The sequence below is a fragment of the Duganella sp. CY15W genome (assembly GCF_009857555.1).
GTDB lineage: Bacteria > Pseudomonadota > Gammaproteobacteria > Burkholderiales > Burkholderiaceae_D > Rugamonas > Rugamonas sacchari.
In genome coordinates, this window is sequence record NZ_WWCQ01000001.1 from 903357 (window position 1) to 920588 (window position 17232).

Below are 17232 nucleotides of genomic sequence, written 5' to 3' on the forward strand. Positions count from 1 at the left end.
GTTTAGAATATTGTTGGTAGGATTCTAATTGATTCTCAAAAAAGGACCAGAAGATGAAAACTGCCGTATTCAGTGCGCGCCGCTATGACAAAACCATGCTGGTCCGGGCCAATGCCAGCGCCGGCCATGAGCTGCGTTTTCTGGAAGACCGCCTGAGCGTCGCCAGCGCGCCGCTGGCGGCCGGTTGTGAAGCGGTGTGCGTGTTCGTCAACGATACGGTGGATGCCGAGGTGCTGGCGATCCTGGCGCAGCAGGGCACGCGGCTGGTGGCCACGCGCTCGACCGGCTACAACCAGATTGATGCTGCGGCGGCTGAACGGCATGGCATTGCCGTGGTGCGCGTCACCGACTATTCGCCATACTCGGTGGCGGAATTTGCAGTGGGCCTGCTGCTGGCGGTCAACCGCAAGATTGCGCGCGCCAGCGTGCGTACGCGCGAAGGCAATTTTGATCTCGATGGCCTGATGGGTTTTGACCTGCACGGCAAGACTGTGGGCGTCATCGGCACCGGCAAGATCGGCACCATTTTTGCGCGCATCATGAGCGGCTTTGGCTGCACAGTAGTTGGCTATGACCGCTACCCGTCAGCTGCGTTCGAGGCGCTGGGTGGGCGCTATGTGTCGGTCGAGGAGCTGCTGGCCTGCAGCGATGTGGTGTCGCTGCATTGTCCGCTAACTGATGAAACCCGCCACATCGTCAATGCTGCCTCGCTGGCGCGCGCCAAGCGCGGCAGCATTCTGGTCAACACCAGCCGTGGCGGTCTGGTCGATACCGAGGCCGCAACGGAAGCGTTGAAGACCGGCCAGTTGGGCGGGCTGGCAATCGACGTCTACGAGCAGGAAGCCAATCTGTTCTTCCAGGACCTGTCGTCCACCATCATCTGCGACGACGTGATCCAGCGCCTGGTGTCATTCCCGAACGTGATTGTCACCGGCCATCAGGCGTTCTTCACCGAAGAGGCCATCGGACAAATCATGCAGACCACCATCGACAGCATCTCCGCGTTTGAGCGCGGCGAGGCGCTGGTGAACCGCATTCCCAAGTCCTGAGAACGCCGCGCTAAACAGCGTGATACAAGAAAACTGATCTAGTTAGGCTTGTCGATAATTTGAACCGCAAGCGCCTTGCGGCTCGCTACCGCTTTCTCCAGGAAAGGGGCTGCCAATGCACGGTCTTTAGGTAAGTCGAGCTGCGCAACCTGACTCTCGAAGACAGCGATGTTTCGCAACGTCGCGGCCCGGTATTTCTCTTGGAGTTCGCTTGCATCGTGAATTGTTTTTACGTCCTTCAACTCTTCATAGAACCTGGAGGTAATCACAATCGGTTCGTATGCCTGAAGTATTCGTTGCGTTTCCCTTGCCTCGAATATGGCTTGTGTTGCGACGCTGCGTGCCTCTCCAAAACCAGCATGGAAAAGGTAGCCGGAGATAAAGCCTAGAGAGGTAGCGACCCCAAGAGCGACTGCTGCAGAAACAGTTAAATTTTTCATTCTTCCCTTACAGTAGCAGTGCCGCGATGGCTGAACGTAGGGCGTGAGAATAGCACCTTGCTCGCTTGAAAAATGCGCGAAATCTCACCTCGGATCGGCGCTGTCATACACATTGATTTATTGCGGGGGGCCGATTTTTATGTTTCCATACTTGTGCTATCTACTTTGCAAGGTGACCCATGAAACGCTCGTTCATGTTTTTGTTGTGCGCGGTATGGCAGCTGGCGGTGCAGGCGGCGGATGCCACTGATGATCAGTTGATCGAACGCGCGGTGCGCGACTATATCGAGTCGCAGCACAAGACCGATCCGGCACGCATGGAGCGCAGCCTTGATCCGCAACTGGCCAAGCGCACTTACTGGCGCGCGGCTGATGGTTCGGAATTTATCATGAACACCGATTTTGACACCATGCTCAAGGTCGCCAAAAACTATAACAGGGACGGCACGAAGTTCCCGGCAATGCCAAGGGTCGATATCAAGATTCTCGATGTGGATCAGCGCGTAGCAACCGTCAAGCTGACCGCTGACGAGTGGGTTGACTATATGCACCTGTACAAGAACCAGCGCAGTGAATGGAAGATCGTCAATGTGCTTTGGCAGTACCACGATACGGCACGGCAGGTCAGCAAGAAATAATCAGGCTGACCACTGCAACGCCGTTGTTATTTCTGTGCGCTTCGGCAGGCGCCGTCGGCGAGCTGGGTGCCGAGTTTTAGCGCGGCAGCGGCGTCGGCTTCATTCAGGTCGTCCCCAAACTGGCGCTTCCATTGTTCTGGTGTCTTGTCACCGCCCCGCGCACGCGCGGCGGCAATGCCGTAGGCCATGACCAGCCCTGGATCACGCTCGACCATGCTGCCCATATCATACGCGTTGGACAGCAGAGATAGCGCATAGGCATTGCACTGCGCACCGGCAGTGCGCAAATAGCCCATGGCGTCCTGTTTCCATTGCTTCACAGCTGGCTCGTCGGCGTTAGCGGCGAGGTCGACCGGCTTGCCGCCCGGGCCTTCCATGAAATAGTCCACCTGCGCATCGGCATTGCCGGCATCGGCTGCCAGCTTCAGGTAGCGCATGCGCTCCTGCACCTGGGATGGCGAAATGTTGATGCATAGCGCGCGCTGGCGTGCCTGTGCGCGGGCGATCTGCTCGCGGTCGGGGCTCTCCGTGGTTTCCGGCAGCGGCTCGTCCGTATTGGCGCACAGGGACTCGGCCTGATAGACCTCGTAGGCAGCCTTGATGTTGCCCAGCCTGGCCGCGCCTTCGCGTTGGGCGACGTATTGCGCAACGCTGAGGCCGCCCAGGTCCACGATGCGGCCATTGCGGCCGACCAGTGGCGGTTCGGACGCCGTCACCGCAGCGCTGGCAATGCTTGCGCCGACTGGCATTGCGGCCAGGCGGGACAGCACGCTGGCTGCCGCGACAGCGGTGTGCTCAGGCACAGGAACGGCGGCCGGCTCGTCGTGCGGCCACAGGCAATAGGCCGCCACGCAGGCCAGGGCGCCTGCGACTATCAGCCAGGGTGACAGGCGTTGATCCATGTGCCGGGCTGACGCGCGCTTAGTTCCAGAGGTAGCAGTAGGTCTGGCTGCGTTCGAGGTTGGCGCCGACGCTGCCGCTCGACGAAAGCTGCTTGACCCAGCCGTTCGGTGCCGTAGCGGTCGGCACTGCGCCGCAGTTCGAATGCACCCAGTGGATGCCCACGCCACTGGTGTACTTTTCGCCGCACACTTCAAGGCGGCTGCCCACCGTGATGGCTTTCAGCGAGTTCGGCACGGCCTTGGCATTTTTCACGTAGTCCACGGCGTAGACATTGTCCATCGCCACGTCATAGGTTTTGCCGTCCTGGTCGGCTTTCAGGTTGACGTGGGTGTGCGACGTTTCAACGCCGTCGATAGACGAACCGGAGGCAAACTTTGGTGCGCTCGTGACGGTGCCGGTCAGGAACGCGCCCTTGTTGGCGCTGCAAGAGGACTGCTCGCTGGCAGTGGCGGTCAGGAAGGGCGATACCAATAACAACAGGGCGAGGATTCGAGACATGTCAATTCCATGGGTGATTGTTGATCGGAAGGGATTGTGAACTCCCGTGTCCAGCTCAGGACACATCTGCATACTAACGGACAAAAGTTTCAAATTTGTGACTTTTGTTTGATTGTTGCATCTTTGCTACGCCGTAGAAATACGCGTCGCCTGATCGGGCTGTTATTGACGGTTGGGTTTGTGTCATACTGCCGCGCTTTGGCAGCGATGCCAAAGAATCATTTAAAACAATTAGAGCGAGTAACGGAGGTAGCAGTCGTGAGTATTTTTAGAACGAAGGATTTCGATGCCATGCGCGCAACCAGCGCCAGTGGTGGACTGAGGAAGGTGCTCGGCCCCGTGGACCTGGTGTTGATGGGGATAGGCGCCATCGTCGGTACCGGCATCTTTGTGCTGACCGGCAGCGGCGCCACCACGGCGGGTCCGGCGCTGGTGCTGTCCTTCGTTGTGGCCGCGTTTGCGTGCGGCTTTGCGGCGCTGTGCTACGCCGAATTCGCGTCGATCCTGCCGGTGGCCGGCGGCATCTACACCTACAGCTATGCAATCCTGGGCGAGATCATCGCGTGGATGATCGGCTGGGACCTGATCCTGGAATACGGGCTGGTGACGTCCGCCGTGTCGGTAGGCTGGTCCGGCTACTTCCAGTCCCTGCTGGGGGGCTTCGGGCTGCAGATTCCGGTGGCGCTGTCCGCCGCGCCAGGCGCGATTCCCGGCGTGACCACCTTCTTCAACCTGCCGGCCTTCCTGATCATGATGGTGCTGACCATCATGCTGTCGCTCGGCGTGCGCGAATCTGCGCGTATCAACAACATCATGGTGGCGGTGAAGATCGGCGTGGTGCTGCTGTTTATTTTCGTCGGTGTGCGTCATGTGGCGCCGGCCAACTGGCATCCTTTCATGCCCTACGGCGCGACCGGCGTGATGAGCGCTGCGGCACTGGTGTTCTTTGCCTTCATCGGCTTTGATGCGGTGACCACGGCAGCCGAAGAAGTGAAGAATCCAAAGCGCGATCTGCCAATCGGCATCATCGGCTCGCTGGCTGTGTGCACCGTGCTGTATGTGGTGGTGACCGCCATCATGACCGGCATCGTGCCGTTCACGCAGTTCAAAGGCATAGACCACCCGGTATCGCTGGCGCTGCAATTCGCGGGCGAAAACTGGTTTGCCGGTTTCGTCGATCTGGGCGCGATCCTGGGCATGAGCACCGTGATCCTGGTGATGGCGTTTGGCCAGACCCGCGTGCTGTACGCGATGTCGCGCGACGGCCTGCTGCCTAAGCGTCTGTCAGCGCTGAGCGGCAACGGCACGCCTATCGTGGCGACCTGGCTGGTGGGCATCGTGTTTGGCCTGCTGGGCGCACTGGTACCGCTGCAGGTGCTGGGCGAGCTGGCGAATATCGGCACCCTGGCGGCATTCTGCCTGGTGTCGGTGGCGGTCATCGTGCTGCGCAAAAAACGTCCTGACCTCAAGCGCGCATTCAGCTGCCCAGGCGTGCCGGTGATTCCTGGCCTGGCGATCCTGTTCTGCGGCGCGTTGATGGTCTTCCTGAGCGCAGTGACGTGGATTGCTTTTGCCATTTGGCTGGCGATCGGCCTGGTGGTGTACTTCACCTATGCCCGACATCACTCGGCGCTGAATCAGGTGCGCTAATCACGCAGGGGCAGCCGGAGTGGCTGCCCTTTTTTTTTATTCCCGCATATGCCGCTGTTCCTGGATCAGCAGGAGTTCGATGGCGGCATCCAGCTTGCGTCGCATCATGAAATTTTCGACGGCGCTGATCGCTGCCGTGATGAACGCCGTGACGATCAGGACTCTGACCGACAGCGGCGCCGTATAGGCGGCGCTGTTGACCAGGAAGTTGCATACGCCGGTGCCCAGCAGGACCAGCAGGTAAAAGGGAAGCCTGGAATCGGTTTTCTTTAAAATGGCTTTTGCACGCTCGGTGCGATTCAGCTGCGAGAGCAGGGCTTGAGCCTGATATTCCTGGGCGGTTTTTTCGGTGCTAGTCATTGTTTTGTTTCCTGTTCCTGGCAGATCTTCATGTTCAGTGTGCCCGGCCGCTGCAGCCAGTAGTCCCGCTCACGCGCATCAAACGTCACACCGAGTCCCGTGGCGTACATAATGGCAAGCGCGCATTGTGACGGCGGCAGCATGCCGCCATCGCCGATGCCCGGCTCGGTAGACTTCAGAAACCACGCGGCCGCCATCTGATAATCCTGTTGTACGCCTTTTCCTTGCGCGTACAGGCGCCCGATCTTGAATTGCGCACTTTGCGAAAAATAAGAGAACGTTGAAGCGGCGTGCGCAGCGGCTTGTTGGTACAAGCCCATCGCCTCCTGATAGTCCACCGGTACACCGAGGCCAAACTCATACATCTCACCCAGCCGCTCGGTGACACTGCGGTTCCCCGGCTGTTGCATGAGCAACTGGAAAAGCGCTGCGGCTTTTTGCTTGTCAACCGCAACGCCGAAGCCGCTGTCATACATTGTCGCCAGTGAGAGCGTCGCGCGGGTGTCGCCGTTGTCGGCCGCCTTTTGAATCCAGGCGACGCCCTCTGACGCATCGTAAGCAAGCCCCTGTCCCAGAAAATAGCGGACGCCAAGCTCGTGCTGCGCCTCTGGTACTCCCTCTCTGGCGTCGTTCAGCAGACGCTGCAAGCGCTCACGTTCTTGCTGTTCGCTGAGTGGCGGCGCGATCGGGCAGTGCGGGCAGTAGGGATGCGTGATGCTCCAGAACAGCGTATCGGCCCCACGTCGGATTTCTTCAGCGTTCTGGTAAGGGCCGCCCTGATTGACGACGAAATCCATATCTTCTGCAAACAGGGCATCCAGTTTCTGCATGCCATCTTTGCCGGTGGCGGCGTGCAGCGGCACGCTGGATGCCGCAAGCAGGCTCAGTGCGGACCATCCTGCCAGCCAGCGACGCTTGGATAGTATTCTCATGATAAAAATTATAAATACACCAATTCCGCAAAGCAACTTGATTATCCAGATTAGGTAAAACTCCCTAGTTCACCTGCCATTTGTTCCAATATCTCTCAGAAAACATGAAGCGTAAGCTTGCCCCTGACTTATCAAGGCGGAGGTATGAACCCAGACACCGCTTGGGCGATTTCCCCCACGCGGTGCATTTCGACGGTACCATGGCGGAAATCGGCTTCCGTCCGTCGCCTATTTTGAAGATTTACTGTTGTCCGATCCAGACTAGATAACCATGAAGCCCACCATTACCGCGTTCCACCTGCAGTCGCCAACCCCGGAGTATGACCATCCGCGCGAGGAGCGCCGTCTGGATGGCAGGCCCAAGCGCACGACCTGGAATCATTTCACCAACGCCAGTGGCGAGGTCCATGCCGGCATCTGGGCGTGCGAGCGTGGCAGCTGGCGCATCGCTTTCTCCGACAACAAGGATGAATATTTCTATGTGCTGGAAGGCCGTTGCCGTGTGATCGATGAAGCCGGCCATGCCGCAGAAGCGGGACCGGGCGATGCGCTGGTTATCCCGGCCGGGTTCAAAGGCGTGTTCGAGGTTGTCGAACCGGTCCGGAAGCACTACGTTATCGTCGAGCGCTCCGCCGCCTAGTCCAGCCAGGGATGGGCGGCGAGCCAGCGGCCCAGCTCATTGTCGTTCGCGCATTGCAGTTTGTTGAAGATGTTGGCGCGGTGGGTTTCCACGGAACGCGGGCCGCAGGGCGGCACCAGCACGCGGGCGATTTCCTTGTTTGGCTGTCCCAGTCCCACCAGACGCGCCACCTCGCGTTCACGTGGTGTCAGCTCTTGCCACAGCCGTAGCGCCTGGCCGCGGGCGCGGGCTTCCACAATGGCGGCCGGCAGTTTGTCCAGCAGTTGCTGCGTGTCCGGCTTGGTCACCCAGTCGTAGGCGCCGCGCCGCACGGCTTCGATTGCCGTGGGAATGTCGCCATGACCGGACAGGAATACCGTCACCAGCGGGCTATGCCCGGTGCGCAGACGTTCGAACACCTCCAGTCCATTCATGCCGCCCATGCGCAGATCGAGGATGACGCAGCCCGGCTGGCGCATGTCTACCGCCTCCAGAAACGCCTCGCCGGAATCGAAGGCCTGTACTGCCAGGCCTTGTGAAAACAGCAGAAGCAGCAAGGAACGACGCAGGGCTTCATCGTCATCAACAACGTACAGCGTGAGTGGAATGTCTTTCATGGCGCGGTAGGCAGGGTGAAGGAGAATATGGCGCCGCCGTCAGCGCGGTTTTCCACCGTCAGCGAACCGCCGTGGGCTTCAATGATGGTGCGGCAGATGTTTAAGCCCAGGCCCAGGCCATCAGGCTTGGTGGTAAAGAAGGGCGCGAAGACCTGGTCGATCTGGTCGGCCGGAATGCCTGGTCCGTGGTCGCTGACGGCAATGCGTATGCCCGGGCCGGCGCGCTCGCTGCTCAGCACAATGGCGCGGCGGTGGCGCGGCTGGTCCTGCATCGCCTGCACGGCATTGTGGATCAGATTGACCAGCACCTGCTCCAGTAAGACGCGGTCGCCGCGCACCTGCGCCGTTGTGTCGCTTGACACCAGTTGCAGCGTCACGCCATACCGGTCCAGCTCCGGCTTGAGCAGGGTTTCGGCATGGGCAATCACACTGTCAATGGCCAGGCTTGCATAATCGGCGCGCTGTGGATTAATCAGTGCGCGCACCCGTTTGACGATTTCACTGGCCCGCTTGGCTTGTTCGATGATGTCGTCCAATGCACCGGTCAGCAGCTCGGGCGCATCGCAGTTGGCCAGCGTGCGTGCGGCGACGGCAAAATTCGACAGCGCCATCAAGGGTTGATTGAGCTCGTGCGCCAGCGTGGACGCCATTTCGCCAACGCTGGCCAGGCGCGCGCTGCGTTGCAGGCGGACTTCCTGATCGCGTTGCCGGGCTTCTGCCTGCTTCTGGGCGGTGATGTCCACCACAGAACTCATCCAGCCGCGCCGCACGCCTGCGGCATCGATGAGCGGCGCGGTGTAGACCATGGTGATGACGTCATGGCCATCCTTGTGCCGGATACGCGATTCAAACCCATGCGGTGCGGCGCGTCCCTGCAGGGCATCGTCACTTTCCCGTGCCTGTTTTTCCAGGTCGTCCGGATGCCAGTAAGGGTAGGGTGGCCGGCGCCCCATCAACTCTTCACGGCTGTAGCCAACCATGGCGCAGAGCGCGGGATTGACGTAGATGATTTTGCCTTCCGGGTCGCGGGCGCGCATGCCGACCAGCAGCGAGTCTTCCATCGCCTGCCGGAATGCGTGGGCTTCCTGCAGATCGCGCGTGCGTTCTTCCACGCGGTGCTCCAGTTCCAGGCGGGCTGCCTGCTGTTCCGCAAAGCGCCGGTCGCGCAAGCGCCAGTACAGTACACCCAGCAGCAGCAAGGCGACAGCCAGCGTGGCCAGTACATGTGCCAGACGCCGCGCCTGATGCACTTCGCGCATGTCTTCGGTCACGGTCAGGGTCCATCCCAATTCAGGGAGTGGGGTATCCAGCGCCAGAAAGTCTGTGTTGCGCCCTTGTATCGGCGCCTGCAGGACAAAGGCGGGCGTATCGCTGCTGGTTGCTGTTTTCCACGGCAGGATGTCGAAACGGGTACGCGCGCCATACTGGCTATGTGCACTGATCCACTGCAGATCCGCAGCAGGAACCGGCTTGGTGCTTTGGAATAGCCAGTCGGGTATGGCGCTCAGGAAGACAATGCCACGGCTGTCCCGCAGCACCACGGGATAAGCGCCGCGCATCCAGCTGCGTTCCAGTGGTTCGAGGCTGATCTTGACGACCAGTACACCCAGAATGCCCTGTGGCGTGTGTACTGGTTCCGCAATGAACAGGCCAGACTGGCCGGTGGTCAGGCCCAGACCGTAGAACAATCCCCTGCGCCCTTGCACCGCGTCCTCGAAGTAAGGGCGCTGATGGTAGGACTGTCCGACAAAGCTGGAGGGCAGATTCCAGTTGCTGGCGGCTAGCGTCAGGCCTGCCGTGTCCACGAGGAATAAGGCGGCGGCGCCGGTCGTGGTTTGCAGGCCGGCGAAGTAGTGGTTGACGCGCGCCTGCAGCGCTGCATCGTGCGGCGTGTGCAGCAGATTCTGCACATCAGGATGGCGGGCTGCCGCATACGGCAGAAAATCGTGCTTCTCCACCAGTCCGCGCAGGCCCAGGACGTGGGCGGCGCTGGCCTGGCGCAAAGTGAGCGTCTTGGCTTGCAGTTCGCGCTGTTCCGCCCATTTGCCGGACACCACAATCAGGACGAGCGCCGCCGCGAGGGCCAGCCATCTGCGCCAGTGATGTGGTTTGAACAAGGAGGGCATGGAAGTCCCGCAGCCAAATAGGCAAACAATACCAGTTGCGGGCGGGGGATTGGGGGCTCTCCGTATTTTTACGGAGGCGCAGGCGCCAACGTTGCGGATGTGCCGCAGCTTTGCGCGGCTCACAATCAAAACTCAAAAAAACCGGAGACCAACATGAACACAGTCACAACCCAGCCGCTTGCGGGCGGACGCGCCGCTGCCGTCAGAGAACCCATCTCGGCCAAGCGCTTGCGCGCCATCTTCGTTGGCTCGGCAGGTAATCTGGTGGAATGGTTTGACTTCTACTGCTACGCCGCGTTTGCGCTGTATTTCGCGAATTCCTTCTTCCCCGCGCAGGACGCCACTGCGCAAATGATGTCGACCGCCGGCATTTTCGCGCTCGGCTTTTTCGTGCGCCCGCTGGGTGGGATATTGTTTGGCCGCCTGGGCGACCGTCATGGCCGCAAAGTAGCGTTGATGATGTCCGTGCTGCTGATGTGTCTTGGCTCGCTGCTGATCGCCTGTGCGCCGACCTATGCCAGTGTCGGCATCGTGTCGCCTTGCATTCTGCTGCTGGCGCGTCTGCTGCAAGGCCTGAGCCTGGGCGGCGAGTATGGCGCCAGTGCGACCTATCTGTCGGAAATGGCGGACTCCAAACGGCGCGGCTTTTATGCGAGCTTCCAGTACGTGACGCTGATCGGCGGCCAGTTGCTGGCGCTGCTGCTCTTGCTGGTGTTGCAGAACTTCCTGCTGGATGCGCAGCAGCTGCGCGAGTGGGGCTGGCGTATTCCGTTCTTTGCTGGCGCGGTACTGGCTTTGCTGGCGCTGCGCATGCGTCATGACATGCCGGAGACGCCATCCTTCGAGGCCGCCCGCAAGAAAGCCAAACCGATGGGCGGCTTGAAGCAGCTGGCCCAGCATCCGAAAGAAGTGATGCTGGTGATCGGCCTGACCATGGGTGGCACGCTGGCTTTCTATGTCTACACCGTGTACATGCAAAAATTCCTGCGCCTCTCGGTTGGCCTCAGCGACGCCCAGACCACCGCCGTATCGGCCGCTTCGCTGCTGTTTGCGATGTGTTTGCAGCCAGTGTACGGCGCGCTGTCCGACCGCATCGGCCGTCGTCCGCTGCTGGTCGGCTTTGCGGTGCTGGGCACCATCTTCACGGTGCCGTTATTGACTGCGATCCGTCACGCCAGCGGCCCATGGGAAGCCTTCGCGCTGATCGCCTGCGCCTGGCTCATCGTCTCCGGCTACACCTCGATCAATGCGCTGGTGAAGGCGGAACTGTTCCCCGCCAATATCCGCGCGACCGGCGTTGGCGTACCTTATGCTGTCGCCGTATCGGTGTTTGGCGGCACGGCGGAATACCTGGCGCTGTGGTTCAAGTCGATACAGATGGAGAGTGCGTTCTACTGGTACGCGAGCGCTGTGATGGCGTGCACGCTGGTGGTGTGCTGGTATATGCGCGACACCGGCGCAACCTCGCGGATCGACGCCGAGATGCAATGATCCATATCAAGTTGCACACATATAAATAATTATTTCGCTTTAGTCATTTTTCTTGTTTTCACGACTATATAATCGCCGGGGATTTAAAACTCTTTGAATGCGATTATGCGGTTAAACTTACCTGTAACCAATATTGAATATGTGCTGGATGAAAGCGAAACCATTGTTTCAAAAACTGATCTGAACGGGAATATCACTTACGTCAATCGGGACTTCATTCAGATCAGCGGATTTTCAGAAGAGGAATTACTGGGGGCGCCACAAAACATCGTGCGCCACCCCGATATGCCCGCAGCGGCCTTTGCCGATCTGTGGGCAACGCTGAAGGCAGGCCGGGCCTGGACTGGCCTCGTCAAGAATCGCTGCAAAAACGGCAATTACTATTGGGTGGAGGCGAACGCCGCGCCGTATTATGAAAACGGTAAAGTTGTTGGTTATACTTCAGTAAGAACCAAGCCGAGAAGGGCGCAAATCGACGCGGCGTCGGCATTATATTTTTCGGAAAATTTTAAAATCAAAAAACAGCGCAATATATCGCTGTCATTTAAATTCAATTTGCTGATTGTTTTAATGCTGGTTTCAATATTGCTGCCAGAATTACGGATAATCAGCATGCTGCTCGCGGTGGCCGGTTTAACCGTTTTGCGCAAAGCCGCGATCACGCCGTTACACGCGATGCGCGCGTATCTGGATCAGATGAGTGGCGGCGACCTGACTGGCTGTGTCGCCGTCAAAGGCAGCACGGAGGCCGCCAATACGCTGCAAGCCTTGCGCGTCCTGCAGATCAACCTGAAGTCGCTGGTGGGCCAGATCAAGGAGGCCAGCGCTGTGGTGAACGCGGATGCCCACGACATCGCTGCCGGCAATGCGGATTTGTCCGCGCGCGCGGTCGAACAATCCGGCTCGCTCGAGGAGACGGCCGCGTCGATGAAGCAGATGACGGGCACGGTGCGCCAGAATGCGGACACCGCGCACGATGCGAACGAACTGGCGCTGGCTGCGGCGCGGGTCGCCAGCGAAGGCGGTGCGGCGGTGAGCGCGGTGGTCGATACCATGGCGTCCATCCGCGCGAGTTCCGCGCGGATCGCGGACATCATCAGCGTCATCGACGGCATCGCCTTCCAGACCAATATCCTGGCGCTGAATGCGGCAGTGGAGGCCGCGCGCGCGGGCGAGCAGGGACGGGGTTTTGCGGTCGTCGCCAATGAGGTACGCAGTCTCGCCCAGCGTTCAGCGACGGCCGCGCACGAGATCAAGGATTTGATCAGCAGCTCGGTCGGGGAAATCGAAAGCGGCAGCCGACTGGCTGCAGATGCGGGCCGCATCATGTCCGGCATCGTGTCTTCGGTGGGCGAGGTTGAGCGTCACATGAGCGACATCAGCGACGCCAGCAAAGAGCAGAGCAAGGGCATACAGCAGATCAACCACGCGGTAGCGCACATCGACGCGATGAATCAGCAGAATGCCGCAGTGATGGAAGACGCCGCGCTCGCGGCCAAACGCATGCAGCAGCAGGCGGCGCAACTGGCGCGCCTGATCGGCCAGTTTACCCTGGTTCAGCCGCGCGCTCGCCTGGCTTTCGCCGACGACACCGGCGCTACCGTGGAAGGCGAGGCCGCACCGAACAGCGCTTCCACCATCGGGTCGCGCCGTATCGCCAGTTTTCGGGCGCGGGTCGGGTAAGTGGTGTCATCGGCCAGGCGGTGGACGCGGGCGCCTTCGCGGTTGATGGTGATGCTCATGGTGGGACCGTCATAGCAGTCTTCGGCAAATCGTTTCATGCTTGATTCTCTCTCGGTTAAGCGGTCATATAGGTACCGGCGCGGCGTGCCAGATGGCGGCGCGCTGGTGCTGGCACGTCGGCCGGCTCGGCGGCTGGCGCTTCGGTGATCTTGAGGATATGGCGGCGTGCCTGGGCAGCGCAGCCGGCGTACAGCGCGACATAGGTCTGGTAGGCCTGCATGGCAGGCCAGTTTTCAGGCAGCAGTTCCTGCGGCAGCAACTGGTCGGCGCGGCGGCAATGCTGATAGCCATGGCTGACCAGCAGGCGCGCCATGTAAGCCTGTTCGTCGGTGAAGGCGCCGCGCTGGCCCAGCATCTGGCGCAAAGGCTCGAAGCGGCGCAGGAATTCGTTGTACAGCTCCGAGGCCAGGTCCAGATCCCACTCCATCTTGCCAAACAGGGGCTGGCGCACGGCGGCGGCCAGCTGCGTGCCGCTGACTTCAAACAGCGCCAGGCCGTGGTCTTCGCCAGTCTGCATGCCGCGCGTGTACGACGCCGGGCGTGCCAGCACATTCGGCGCCAGGATGCAGTAGTCCAGGTCCAGCAACTGCTTGCGGGTGGTGGCATAGCGCGCCGCACTGATGCCGCCGCTGTTGACCAGCATGATCCAGTCTTCGTTGAAACTGCGCGAAGAGGGAATGTTGATGCGCTGGCGCGCCGACAGTATGGCTTCCGCCGCTGGTGGCGTCAGCATGCACAGGCTGCGGCGGCCATGGCGTTCGATCTGGATCATCTTGTGTTCCGCCAGGCGGAATAGCGCGGTGCGGATGGTGCGTTCCTGGAAACCCAGTGGTTCCATCAGCGCGATGACGCTACCCAGCCATTGGGTCTTTTGGCCAAACGCTTGCGCTTCGCTGAACATCAGCTTGAGCATGGTGCTGAGCCGTGGCTTGGCCTGACGCAGGCAGGCGCTTATATAAAATTCGCTAGTCATGATTGTGGAGGTACGGAGAGAAGCTGGTTCGGGACCACGCGCAACTGCCAGTACAGGTGTGCTGCGCGGCCCAGGTTAAGCCAGAGCGCCAGGCTGGCAGCGCACATCAGCGCCGCGCCAGGGCGCACCAGCGCGGGTTGGTAGCAGGCGACCAGCAACAGCAGCAGGCCGGCCATATGGGCGCCGTACTGCCACTGTGCGCGGCGCTCGGGAATGATCTGGTTGAGCGTAGGCGGTTTGCGGCCGCTGATATCGCGCCCATCCTGCAGGTGGTACCAGGCGAGAAAGGGCACGATCTTGTACAGCATGCCGTTGACGGCGGACAGGGCAAAGCCGGCGATGAGCAGGATGCCGGTCGCCAGTGGCACGGCATTCGACGGCGCCATTGGCCACAAGTGCAGGCACAGGGCGGCGATCAGGCAGGCCATGGCGGTACGCCAGTACAGCGTGGTGGGATCGGCGCGCGGCCGCTTGCGGCGCAACAGCAGCATCAGCGTGGTGCCGGCAAACAGCGCGTAGCCCGCGGCCAGCAGCGCCACGATGGCGTAATGCAGGACCCGGCCGGAACCTGTCCATGCGCTCGAGAGCGAGGTGGCAACCAGCAGCAGGAACATCCCGGTGTTGTAGCCGCCGGTCAGCCATTTTGGATAGGGCTCGGTGAGCATAAACATCGGCACGACCTGGAAGGCGATGCTGATGACCAGCAGTCCCACCCAGCCCAGCAAGCCCCACATCGCGTGCAGGTCGGTCAGGCGTTGCAGTGGCAGCTGGAGCAGGCCTGGCCACGCAAACAGGCTGGCCAGCATGCCGCCCAATACCATGGTCAGCACCAGCGAGGCGAGTGAAAGCCGTATGCCGGCCACCACCGCGCCGGAGCCGGGCAGGTGGACTTGCCACATGCCGACCGTGCACGCGGCCACGAACAGCAGCAGCCCCGCCAGCAGCAGGCCCATGGCGATGCGGAACAGCACCGGCTCCTCGCGCCAGAACGCCGCAGCCAGCACCAGCGTACCGGCACACAGGCTCAGATGCACCACCGTGCCCACGCGGCCGGCGCGCGGGATGGCGATGCCTGCCACCACCGGCAGCATCTGCAGCATCGCGCCGATCATGGTCATGCTCAGACAACCCAGCACCATCAGGTGGGTCAACGCCAGTGTCAGCGGCGACCAGCGGGTGGCCAGTGCTGCCTCCCCCTGCCAGGTAAGCAAGGCCGTAGCCAGCGCGGCAAACAGCGGCGCGCTCAGAAAATACCGCATCGGCAGCGAAAGCGGCGGGTTGTCGCCGAAGGATAGTGCGCGCTGCGGAGCGTCTAGAGGTTTCATGCGATGGGCGCCAGCCAGATCATCACTTCATAACGCTGCTCTTCCTGCACCGTGGTGCGGTACTGGTAGCCGTTGCGTAGCAGGATGCGGTACAGCGGCACAGGCTCGCGGTCGATCAGTACGCGCAGGCGTTCGTCGGGACCGAGCGTGTCCAGCGCTTCGAGTATGCGTATCATCGGCTCCGGCGGTTCCAGGCCGCCGACGTCCAGCAGCCGTGCGCTGTTGCCGCGTTCCAGCAGGGTGTTCATGCTGCGCTCCCTTCGGCGACTGCGTGGTCCAGCTGTTCCATGCTGGCGACAACCGCGTCGGCCTGTTTGGCCAGCACAAAGTCGGCCTGCGGGTAAAGGATGCCTTCTTCTTTCAGATTATGCTGGCGCATCAGGATACGTAGCATGTCGGCCTGGTCGAAGAAGGACGCGCAGTCGCGTTCTGTAATCGCGGCCTGCATGGCGGCGAGCATGTCGCGCATCTGGCGGTGCTCGGCGCGCATCACGACAGTGGGACCGTAGCCGTTGCCCAGCGCATGGTCCAGGCGGGGAAACAGCACGCGTTCTTCCTTGTCCAGATGGCGGTTGAACATGCCGAGGAAGGCGGCGAAGCTGGCGCCGGCTGCGTCCCAGTGACGCAGGATGACGTCCGATTCCGCCAGCGTGTACTGATCGTCGCAACGGCGATGATCCTGATCGAGATAAGTGGCGATCTTTTGCATCTTCTTTGTCCTTGATTAAAGCTGCGCACATTGTCCCACCCGGTAAAGCTCAAATTCTTTGATTCATATCAAGGATTTTCGGGTTCATGGAGCGATACAGTTCGTTCGCCCCATTTAGCTATCAGGAACACATGAATCATCCTGCCTCTCCACCCATCGAGCTGGTATGCCCGGCGGGTAGCCTGCCGGCCTTGAAGGCCGCCATTGACCTGGGCGCGGACTGCGTCTATCTCGGTTTTCGCGACGCCACCAATGCCCGCAACTTCGCCGGCCTGAATTTTGACGACGCCGCCATCGCCACCGGCATCGGTTTTGCCCATGAACGCGGCCGCAAGGTGCTGCTGGCGCTGAACACGTATCCGCAACCGGATAACACGGCACTCTGGCAGAGCGCCATCGACCGCGCCGCCCGCGCCGGTGTGGACGCGGTGATCCTGGCCGACCCCGGCCTGATGCGCTACGCCGCCGACCATCATCCCAATCTGCGCCTGCATTTATCGGTGCAAGGCTCGGCCACCAACGCGGAGGCAATCAACTTCTACCAGCACCACTTCGGCGTGCAGCGCGCGGTGCTGCCGCGCGTGCTGTCGCTGGCGCAGGTGGAGCACGTGGTCAGGAACACATCGATTGAAGTGGAAGTGTTTGGCTTCGGCAGCCTGTGCGTGATGGTGGAAGGCCGCTGCCAGCTATCGTCCTATGTGACGGGCGAATCGCCCAACACCCACGGCGTGTGCTCGCCGGCGAAGGCGGTGCGCTGGCAGCAGAATCCACGCGGGCTGGAATCGCGGTTGAATGGCGTGATGATCGACCGCTACACACCGCAGGAAAGCGCAAGCTATCCCACGCTGTGCAAGGGCCGCTTTGAAGTGGAAGACGAAACCTACTACGCCATCGAGGAACCAACCAGCCTGAATACGCTGGAACTGCTGCCGCAGTTGCTGGAGATGGGCGTACGCGCGGTGAAGATCGAAGGGCGCCAACGCAGCCCGGCTTACGTCTCGCAGGTAACGCGGGTGTGGCGCGCGGCGCTGGACGACTGCCTGCGCAATGCGGCCCGCTACTCGGTCAGGCCGGCCTGGATGTCGGAACTGAATACGCTGGCGGAAGGCCAGCAGCACACACTGGGCGCGTATCACCGCTCATGGAAATAACACTGGAG

The 17232-nt window shown here is 61.0% G+C and carries 18 protein-coding genes and 1 pseudogene; 8 read left to right on the forward strand and 11 right to left on the reverse strand.

All coding sequences use genetic code 11. The features are described 5' to 3' along the window. The first annotated feature begins 53 nt into the window (after positions 1–53). Positions 54–1049 (forward strand): 2-hydroxyacid dehydrogenase, encoded by a 996-nt coding sequence (locus GTP58_RS04305; protein ID WP_161076399.1) that lies wholly within the window; start codon positions 54–56, stop codon positions 1047–1049. 38 nt (positions 1050–1087) lie between these two features. Here the strand turns inward: GTP58_RS04305 and GTP58_RS04310 are convergent, their stop codons facing one another. After that, positions 1088–1489 (reverse strand): hypothetical protein, encoded by a 402-nt coding sequence (locus GTP58_RS04310; protein WP_161076400.1) that lies wholly within the window; start codon positions 1487–1489, stop codon positions 1088–1090. 179 nt (positions 1490–1668) lie between these two features. Between GTP58_RS04310 and GTP58_RS04315 the strand changes: the two genes are divergently transcribed. Next, positions 1669–2127, forward strand: a complete 459-nt coding sequence (locus tag GTP58_RS04315; RefSeq protein WP_161076401.1) for a nuclear transport factor 2 family protein — start codon at positions 1669–1671, stop codon at positions 2125–2127. Positions 2128–2153: 26 nt separating this feature from the next. Here GTP58_RS04315 and GTP58_RS04320 read toward each other — a convergent pair whose 3' ends face one another. Both GTP58_RS04320 and GTP58_RS04325 read right to left on the reverse strand, forming a co-directional pair. Further along, entirely contained in the window at positions 2154–3029 is an 876-nt protein-coding gene (locus GTP58_RS04320; protein ID WP_161076402.1) for a hypothetical protein, read from the reverse strand. Positions 3030–3048: 19 nt separating this feature from the next. Then, positions 3049–3528: a hypothetical protein gene (locus GTP58_RS04325; RefSeq protein ID WP_229215414.1), complete on the reverse strand. Its 480-nt coding sequence runs from the start codon at positions 3526–3528 to the stop codon at positions 3049–3051. Between the two features lie 258 nt (positions 3529–3786). On the opposite strand from GTP58_RS04325, the gene GTP58_RS04330 reads away from it, so the two are divergent. Beyond that, a complete protein-coding gene (locus GTP58_RS04330; protein WP_072783894.1) occupies positions 3787–5178 on the forward strand; it encodes an amino acid permease in 1392 nt (463 codons plus the stop codon). Between the two features lie 36 nt (positions 5179–5214). On the opposite strand, the gene GTP58_RS04335 is transcribed toward GTP58_RS04330, so the two are convergent. Then, the gene (locus GTP58_RS04335) at positions 5215–5538 is read right to left on the reverse strand and encodes a hypothetical protein (RefSeq protein WP_161076403.1); all 324 of its coding nucleotides are present in this window, start codon (positions 5536–5538) and stop codon (positions 5215–5217) included. Next, entirely contained in the window at positions 5535–6470 is a 936-nt protein-coding gene (locus tag GTP58_RS04340; protein ID WP_161076404.1) for a tetratricopeptide repeat protein, read from the reverse strand. The genes GTP58_RS04335 and GTP58_RS04340 overlap by 4 nt, the downstream gene beginning before the upstream one ends. Positions 6471–6741: 271 nt before the next feature. On the opposite strand from GTP58_RS04340, the gene GTP58_RS04345 reads away from it, so the two are divergent. Beyond that, positions 6742–7110, forward strand: coding sequence for a cupin domain-containing protein (locus GTP58_RS04345; protein ID WP_161076405.1), 369 nt, complete (start codon positions 6742–6744; stop codon positions 7108–7110). Here GTP58_RS04345 and GTP58_RS04350 read toward each other — a convergent pair. Together GTP58_RS04350 and GTP58_RS04355 are read right to left on the reverse strand one after the other, a co-directional pair. Next, the gene (locus GTP58_RS04350; protein ID WP_161076406.1) at positions 7107–7706 is read right to left on the reverse strand and encodes a response regulator transcription factor; all 600 of its coding nucleotides are present in this window, start codon (positions 7704–7706) and stop codon (positions 7107–7109) included. The genes GTP58_RS04345 and GTP58_RS04350 overlap by 4 nt on opposite strands. Beyond that, a complete protein-coding gene (locus GTP58_RS04355; protein ID WP_161076407.1) occupies positions 7703–9832 on the reverse strand; it encodes a PAS domain S-box protein in 2130 nt (709 codons plus the stop codon). The genes GTP58_RS04350 and GTP58_RS04355 overlap by 4 nt, the downstream gene beginning before the upstream one ends. 153 nt (positions 9833–9985) lie before the next feature. On the opposite strand from GTP58_RS04355, the gene GTP58_RS04360 reads away from it, so the two are divergent. From GTP58_RS04360 to GTP58_RS31245, 3 genes and pseudogenes are all read left to right on the forward strand, one after another. Next, positions 9986–11323, forward strand: coding sequence for an MFS transporter (locus tag GTP58_RS04360; protein WP_161076408.1), 1338 nt, complete (start codon positions 9986–9988; stop codon positions 11321–11323). Positions 11324–11428: 105 nt separating this feature from the next. After that, positions 11429–11710 (forward strand): annotated as a pseudogene (locus GTP58_RS31240) (PAS domain-containing protein); the annotation flags it as partial. Between the two features lie 225 nt (positions 11711–11935). After that, positions 11936–13006, forward strand: a complete 1071-nt coding sequence (locus tag GTP58_RS31245; protein ID WP_304506174.1) for a methyl-accepting chemotaxis protein — start codon at positions 11936–11938, stop codon at positions 13004–13006. 115 nt (positions 13007–13121) lie between these two features. Here the strand turns inward: GTP58_RS31245 and GTP58_RS04370 are convergent, their stop codons facing one another. From GTP58_RS04370 to GTP58_RS04385, 4 genes are read right to left on the reverse strand one after another with little or no spacing between them, the layout of a single operon-like run. Next, the gene (locus GTP58_RS04370; RefSeq protein WP_161076410.1) at positions 13122–14039 is read right to left on the reverse strand and encodes a PaaX family transcriptional regulator C-terminal domain-containing protein; all 918 of its coding nucleotides are present in this window, start codon (positions 14037–14039) and stop codon (positions 13122–13124) included. Then, positions 14036–15364, reverse strand: a complete 1329-nt coding sequence (locus GTP58_RS04375) for a permease (protein WP_161076411.1) — start codon at positions 15362–15364, stop codon at positions 14036–14038. Before GTP58_RS04375 ends, GTP58_RS04370 begins: the two co-directional genes overlap by 4 nt. Continuing rightward, positions 15361–15612, reverse strand: a complete 252-nt coding sequence (locus GTP58_RS04380; RefSeq protein WP_161076412.1) for a DUF2249 domain-containing protein — start codon at positions 15610–15612, stop codon at positions 15361–15363. The genes GTP58_RS04375 and GTP58_RS04380 overlap by 4 nt, the downstream gene beginning before the upstream one ends. Next, a complete protein-coding gene (locus GTP58_RS04385) occupies positions 15609–16073 on the reverse strand; it encodes a hemerythrin domain-containing protein (protein WP_161076413.1) in 465 nt (154 codons plus the stop codon). The genes GTP58_RS04380 and GTP58_RS04385 overlap by 4 nt, the downstream gene beginning before the upstream one ends. Positions 16074–16204: 131 nt before the next feature. Here GTP58_RS04385 and GTP58_RS04390 point away from each other — a divergent pair, with 131 nt between their 5' ends. Next, positions 16205–17224 (forward strand): peptidase U32 family protein, encoded by a 1020-nt coding sequence (locus tag GTP58_RS04390; protein ID WP_161076414.1) that lies wholly within the window; start codon positions 16205–16207, stop codon positions 17222–17224. Positions 17225–17232: the final 8 nt, after the last annotated feature.

What these genes read in the sequence shown, in the direction of transcription:
- GTP58_RS04385 (WP_161076413.1), bottom strand. Translation starts at nt 16,073, where the DNA reads ATGCAAAAGATCGCCACTTATCTCGATCAGGATCATCGCCGTTGCGAC.
- GTP58_RS31245 (WP_304506174.1), top strand. Translation starts at nt 11,936, where the DNA reads ATGCTGCTCGCGGTGGCCGGTTTAACCGTTTTGCGCAAAGCCGCGATC.
- GTP58_RS04380 (WP_161076412.1), bottom strand. Translation starts at nt 15,612, where the DNA reads ATGAACACCCTGCTGGAACGCGGCAACAGCGCACGGCTGCTGGACGTC.
- GTP58_RS04325 (WP_229215414.1), bottom strand. Translation starts at nt 3,528, where the DNA reads ATGTCTCGAATCCTCGCCCTGTTGTTATTGGTATCGCCCTTCCTGACC.
- GTP58_RS04345 (WP_161076405.1), top strand. Translation starts at nt 6,742, where the DNA reads ATGAAGCCCACCATTACCGCGTTCCACCTGCAGTCGCCAACCCCGGAG.
- GTP58_RS04375 (WP_161076411.1), bottom strand. Translation starts at nt 15,364, where the DNA reads ATGAAACCTCTAGACGCTCCGCAGCGCGCACTATCCTTCGGCGACAAC.
- GTP58_RS04350 (WP_161076406.1), bottom strand. Translation starts at nt 7,706, where the DNA reads ATGAAAGACATTCCACTCACGCTGTACGTTGTTGATGACGATGAAGCC.
- GTP58_RS04320 (WP_161076402.1), bottom strand. Translation starts at nt 3,029, where the DNA reads ATGGATCAACGCCTGTCACCCTGGCTGATAGTCGCAGGCGCCCTGGCC.
- GTP58_RS04390 (WP_161076414.1), top strand. Translation starts at nt 16,205, where the DNA reads ATGAATCATCCTGCCTCTCCACCCATCGAGCTGGTATGCCCGGCGGGT.
- GTP58_RS04310 (WP_161076400.1), bottom strand. Translation starts at nt 1,489, where the DNA reads ATGAAAAATTTAACTGTTTCTGCAGCAGTCGCTCTTGGGGTCGCTACC.
- GTP58_RS04360 (WP_161076408.1), top strand. Translation starts at nt 9,986, where the DNA reads ATGAACACAGTCACAACCCAGCCGCTTGCGGGCGGACGCGCCGCTGCC.
- GTP58_RS04355 (WP_161076407.1), bottom strand. Translation starts at nt 9,832, where the DNA reads ATGCCCTCCTTGTTCAAACCACATCACTGGCGCAGATGGCTGGCCCTC.
- GTP58_RS04370 (WP_161076410.1), bottom strand. Translation starts at nt 14,039, where the DNA reads ATGACTAGCGAATTTTATATAAGCGCCTGCCTGCGTCAGGCCAAGCCA.
- GTP58_RS04340 (WP_161076404.1), bottom strand. Translation starts at nt 6,470, where the DNA reads ATGAGAATACTATCCAAGCGTCGCTGGCTGGCAGGATGGTCCGCACTG.
- GTP58_RS04305 (WP_161076399.1), top strand. Translation starts at nt 54, where the DNA reads ATGAAAACTGCCGTATTCAGTGCGCGCCGCTATGACAAAACCATGCTG.
- GTP58_RS04315 (WP_161076401.1), top strand. Translation starts at nt 1,669, where the DNA reads ATGAAACGCTCGTTCATGTTTTTGTTGTGCGCGGTATGGCAGCTGGCG.
- GTP58_RS04335 (WP_161076403.1), bottom strand. Translation starts at nt 5,538, where the DNA reads ATGACTAGCACCGAAAAAACCGCCCAGGAATATCAGGCTCAAGCCCTG.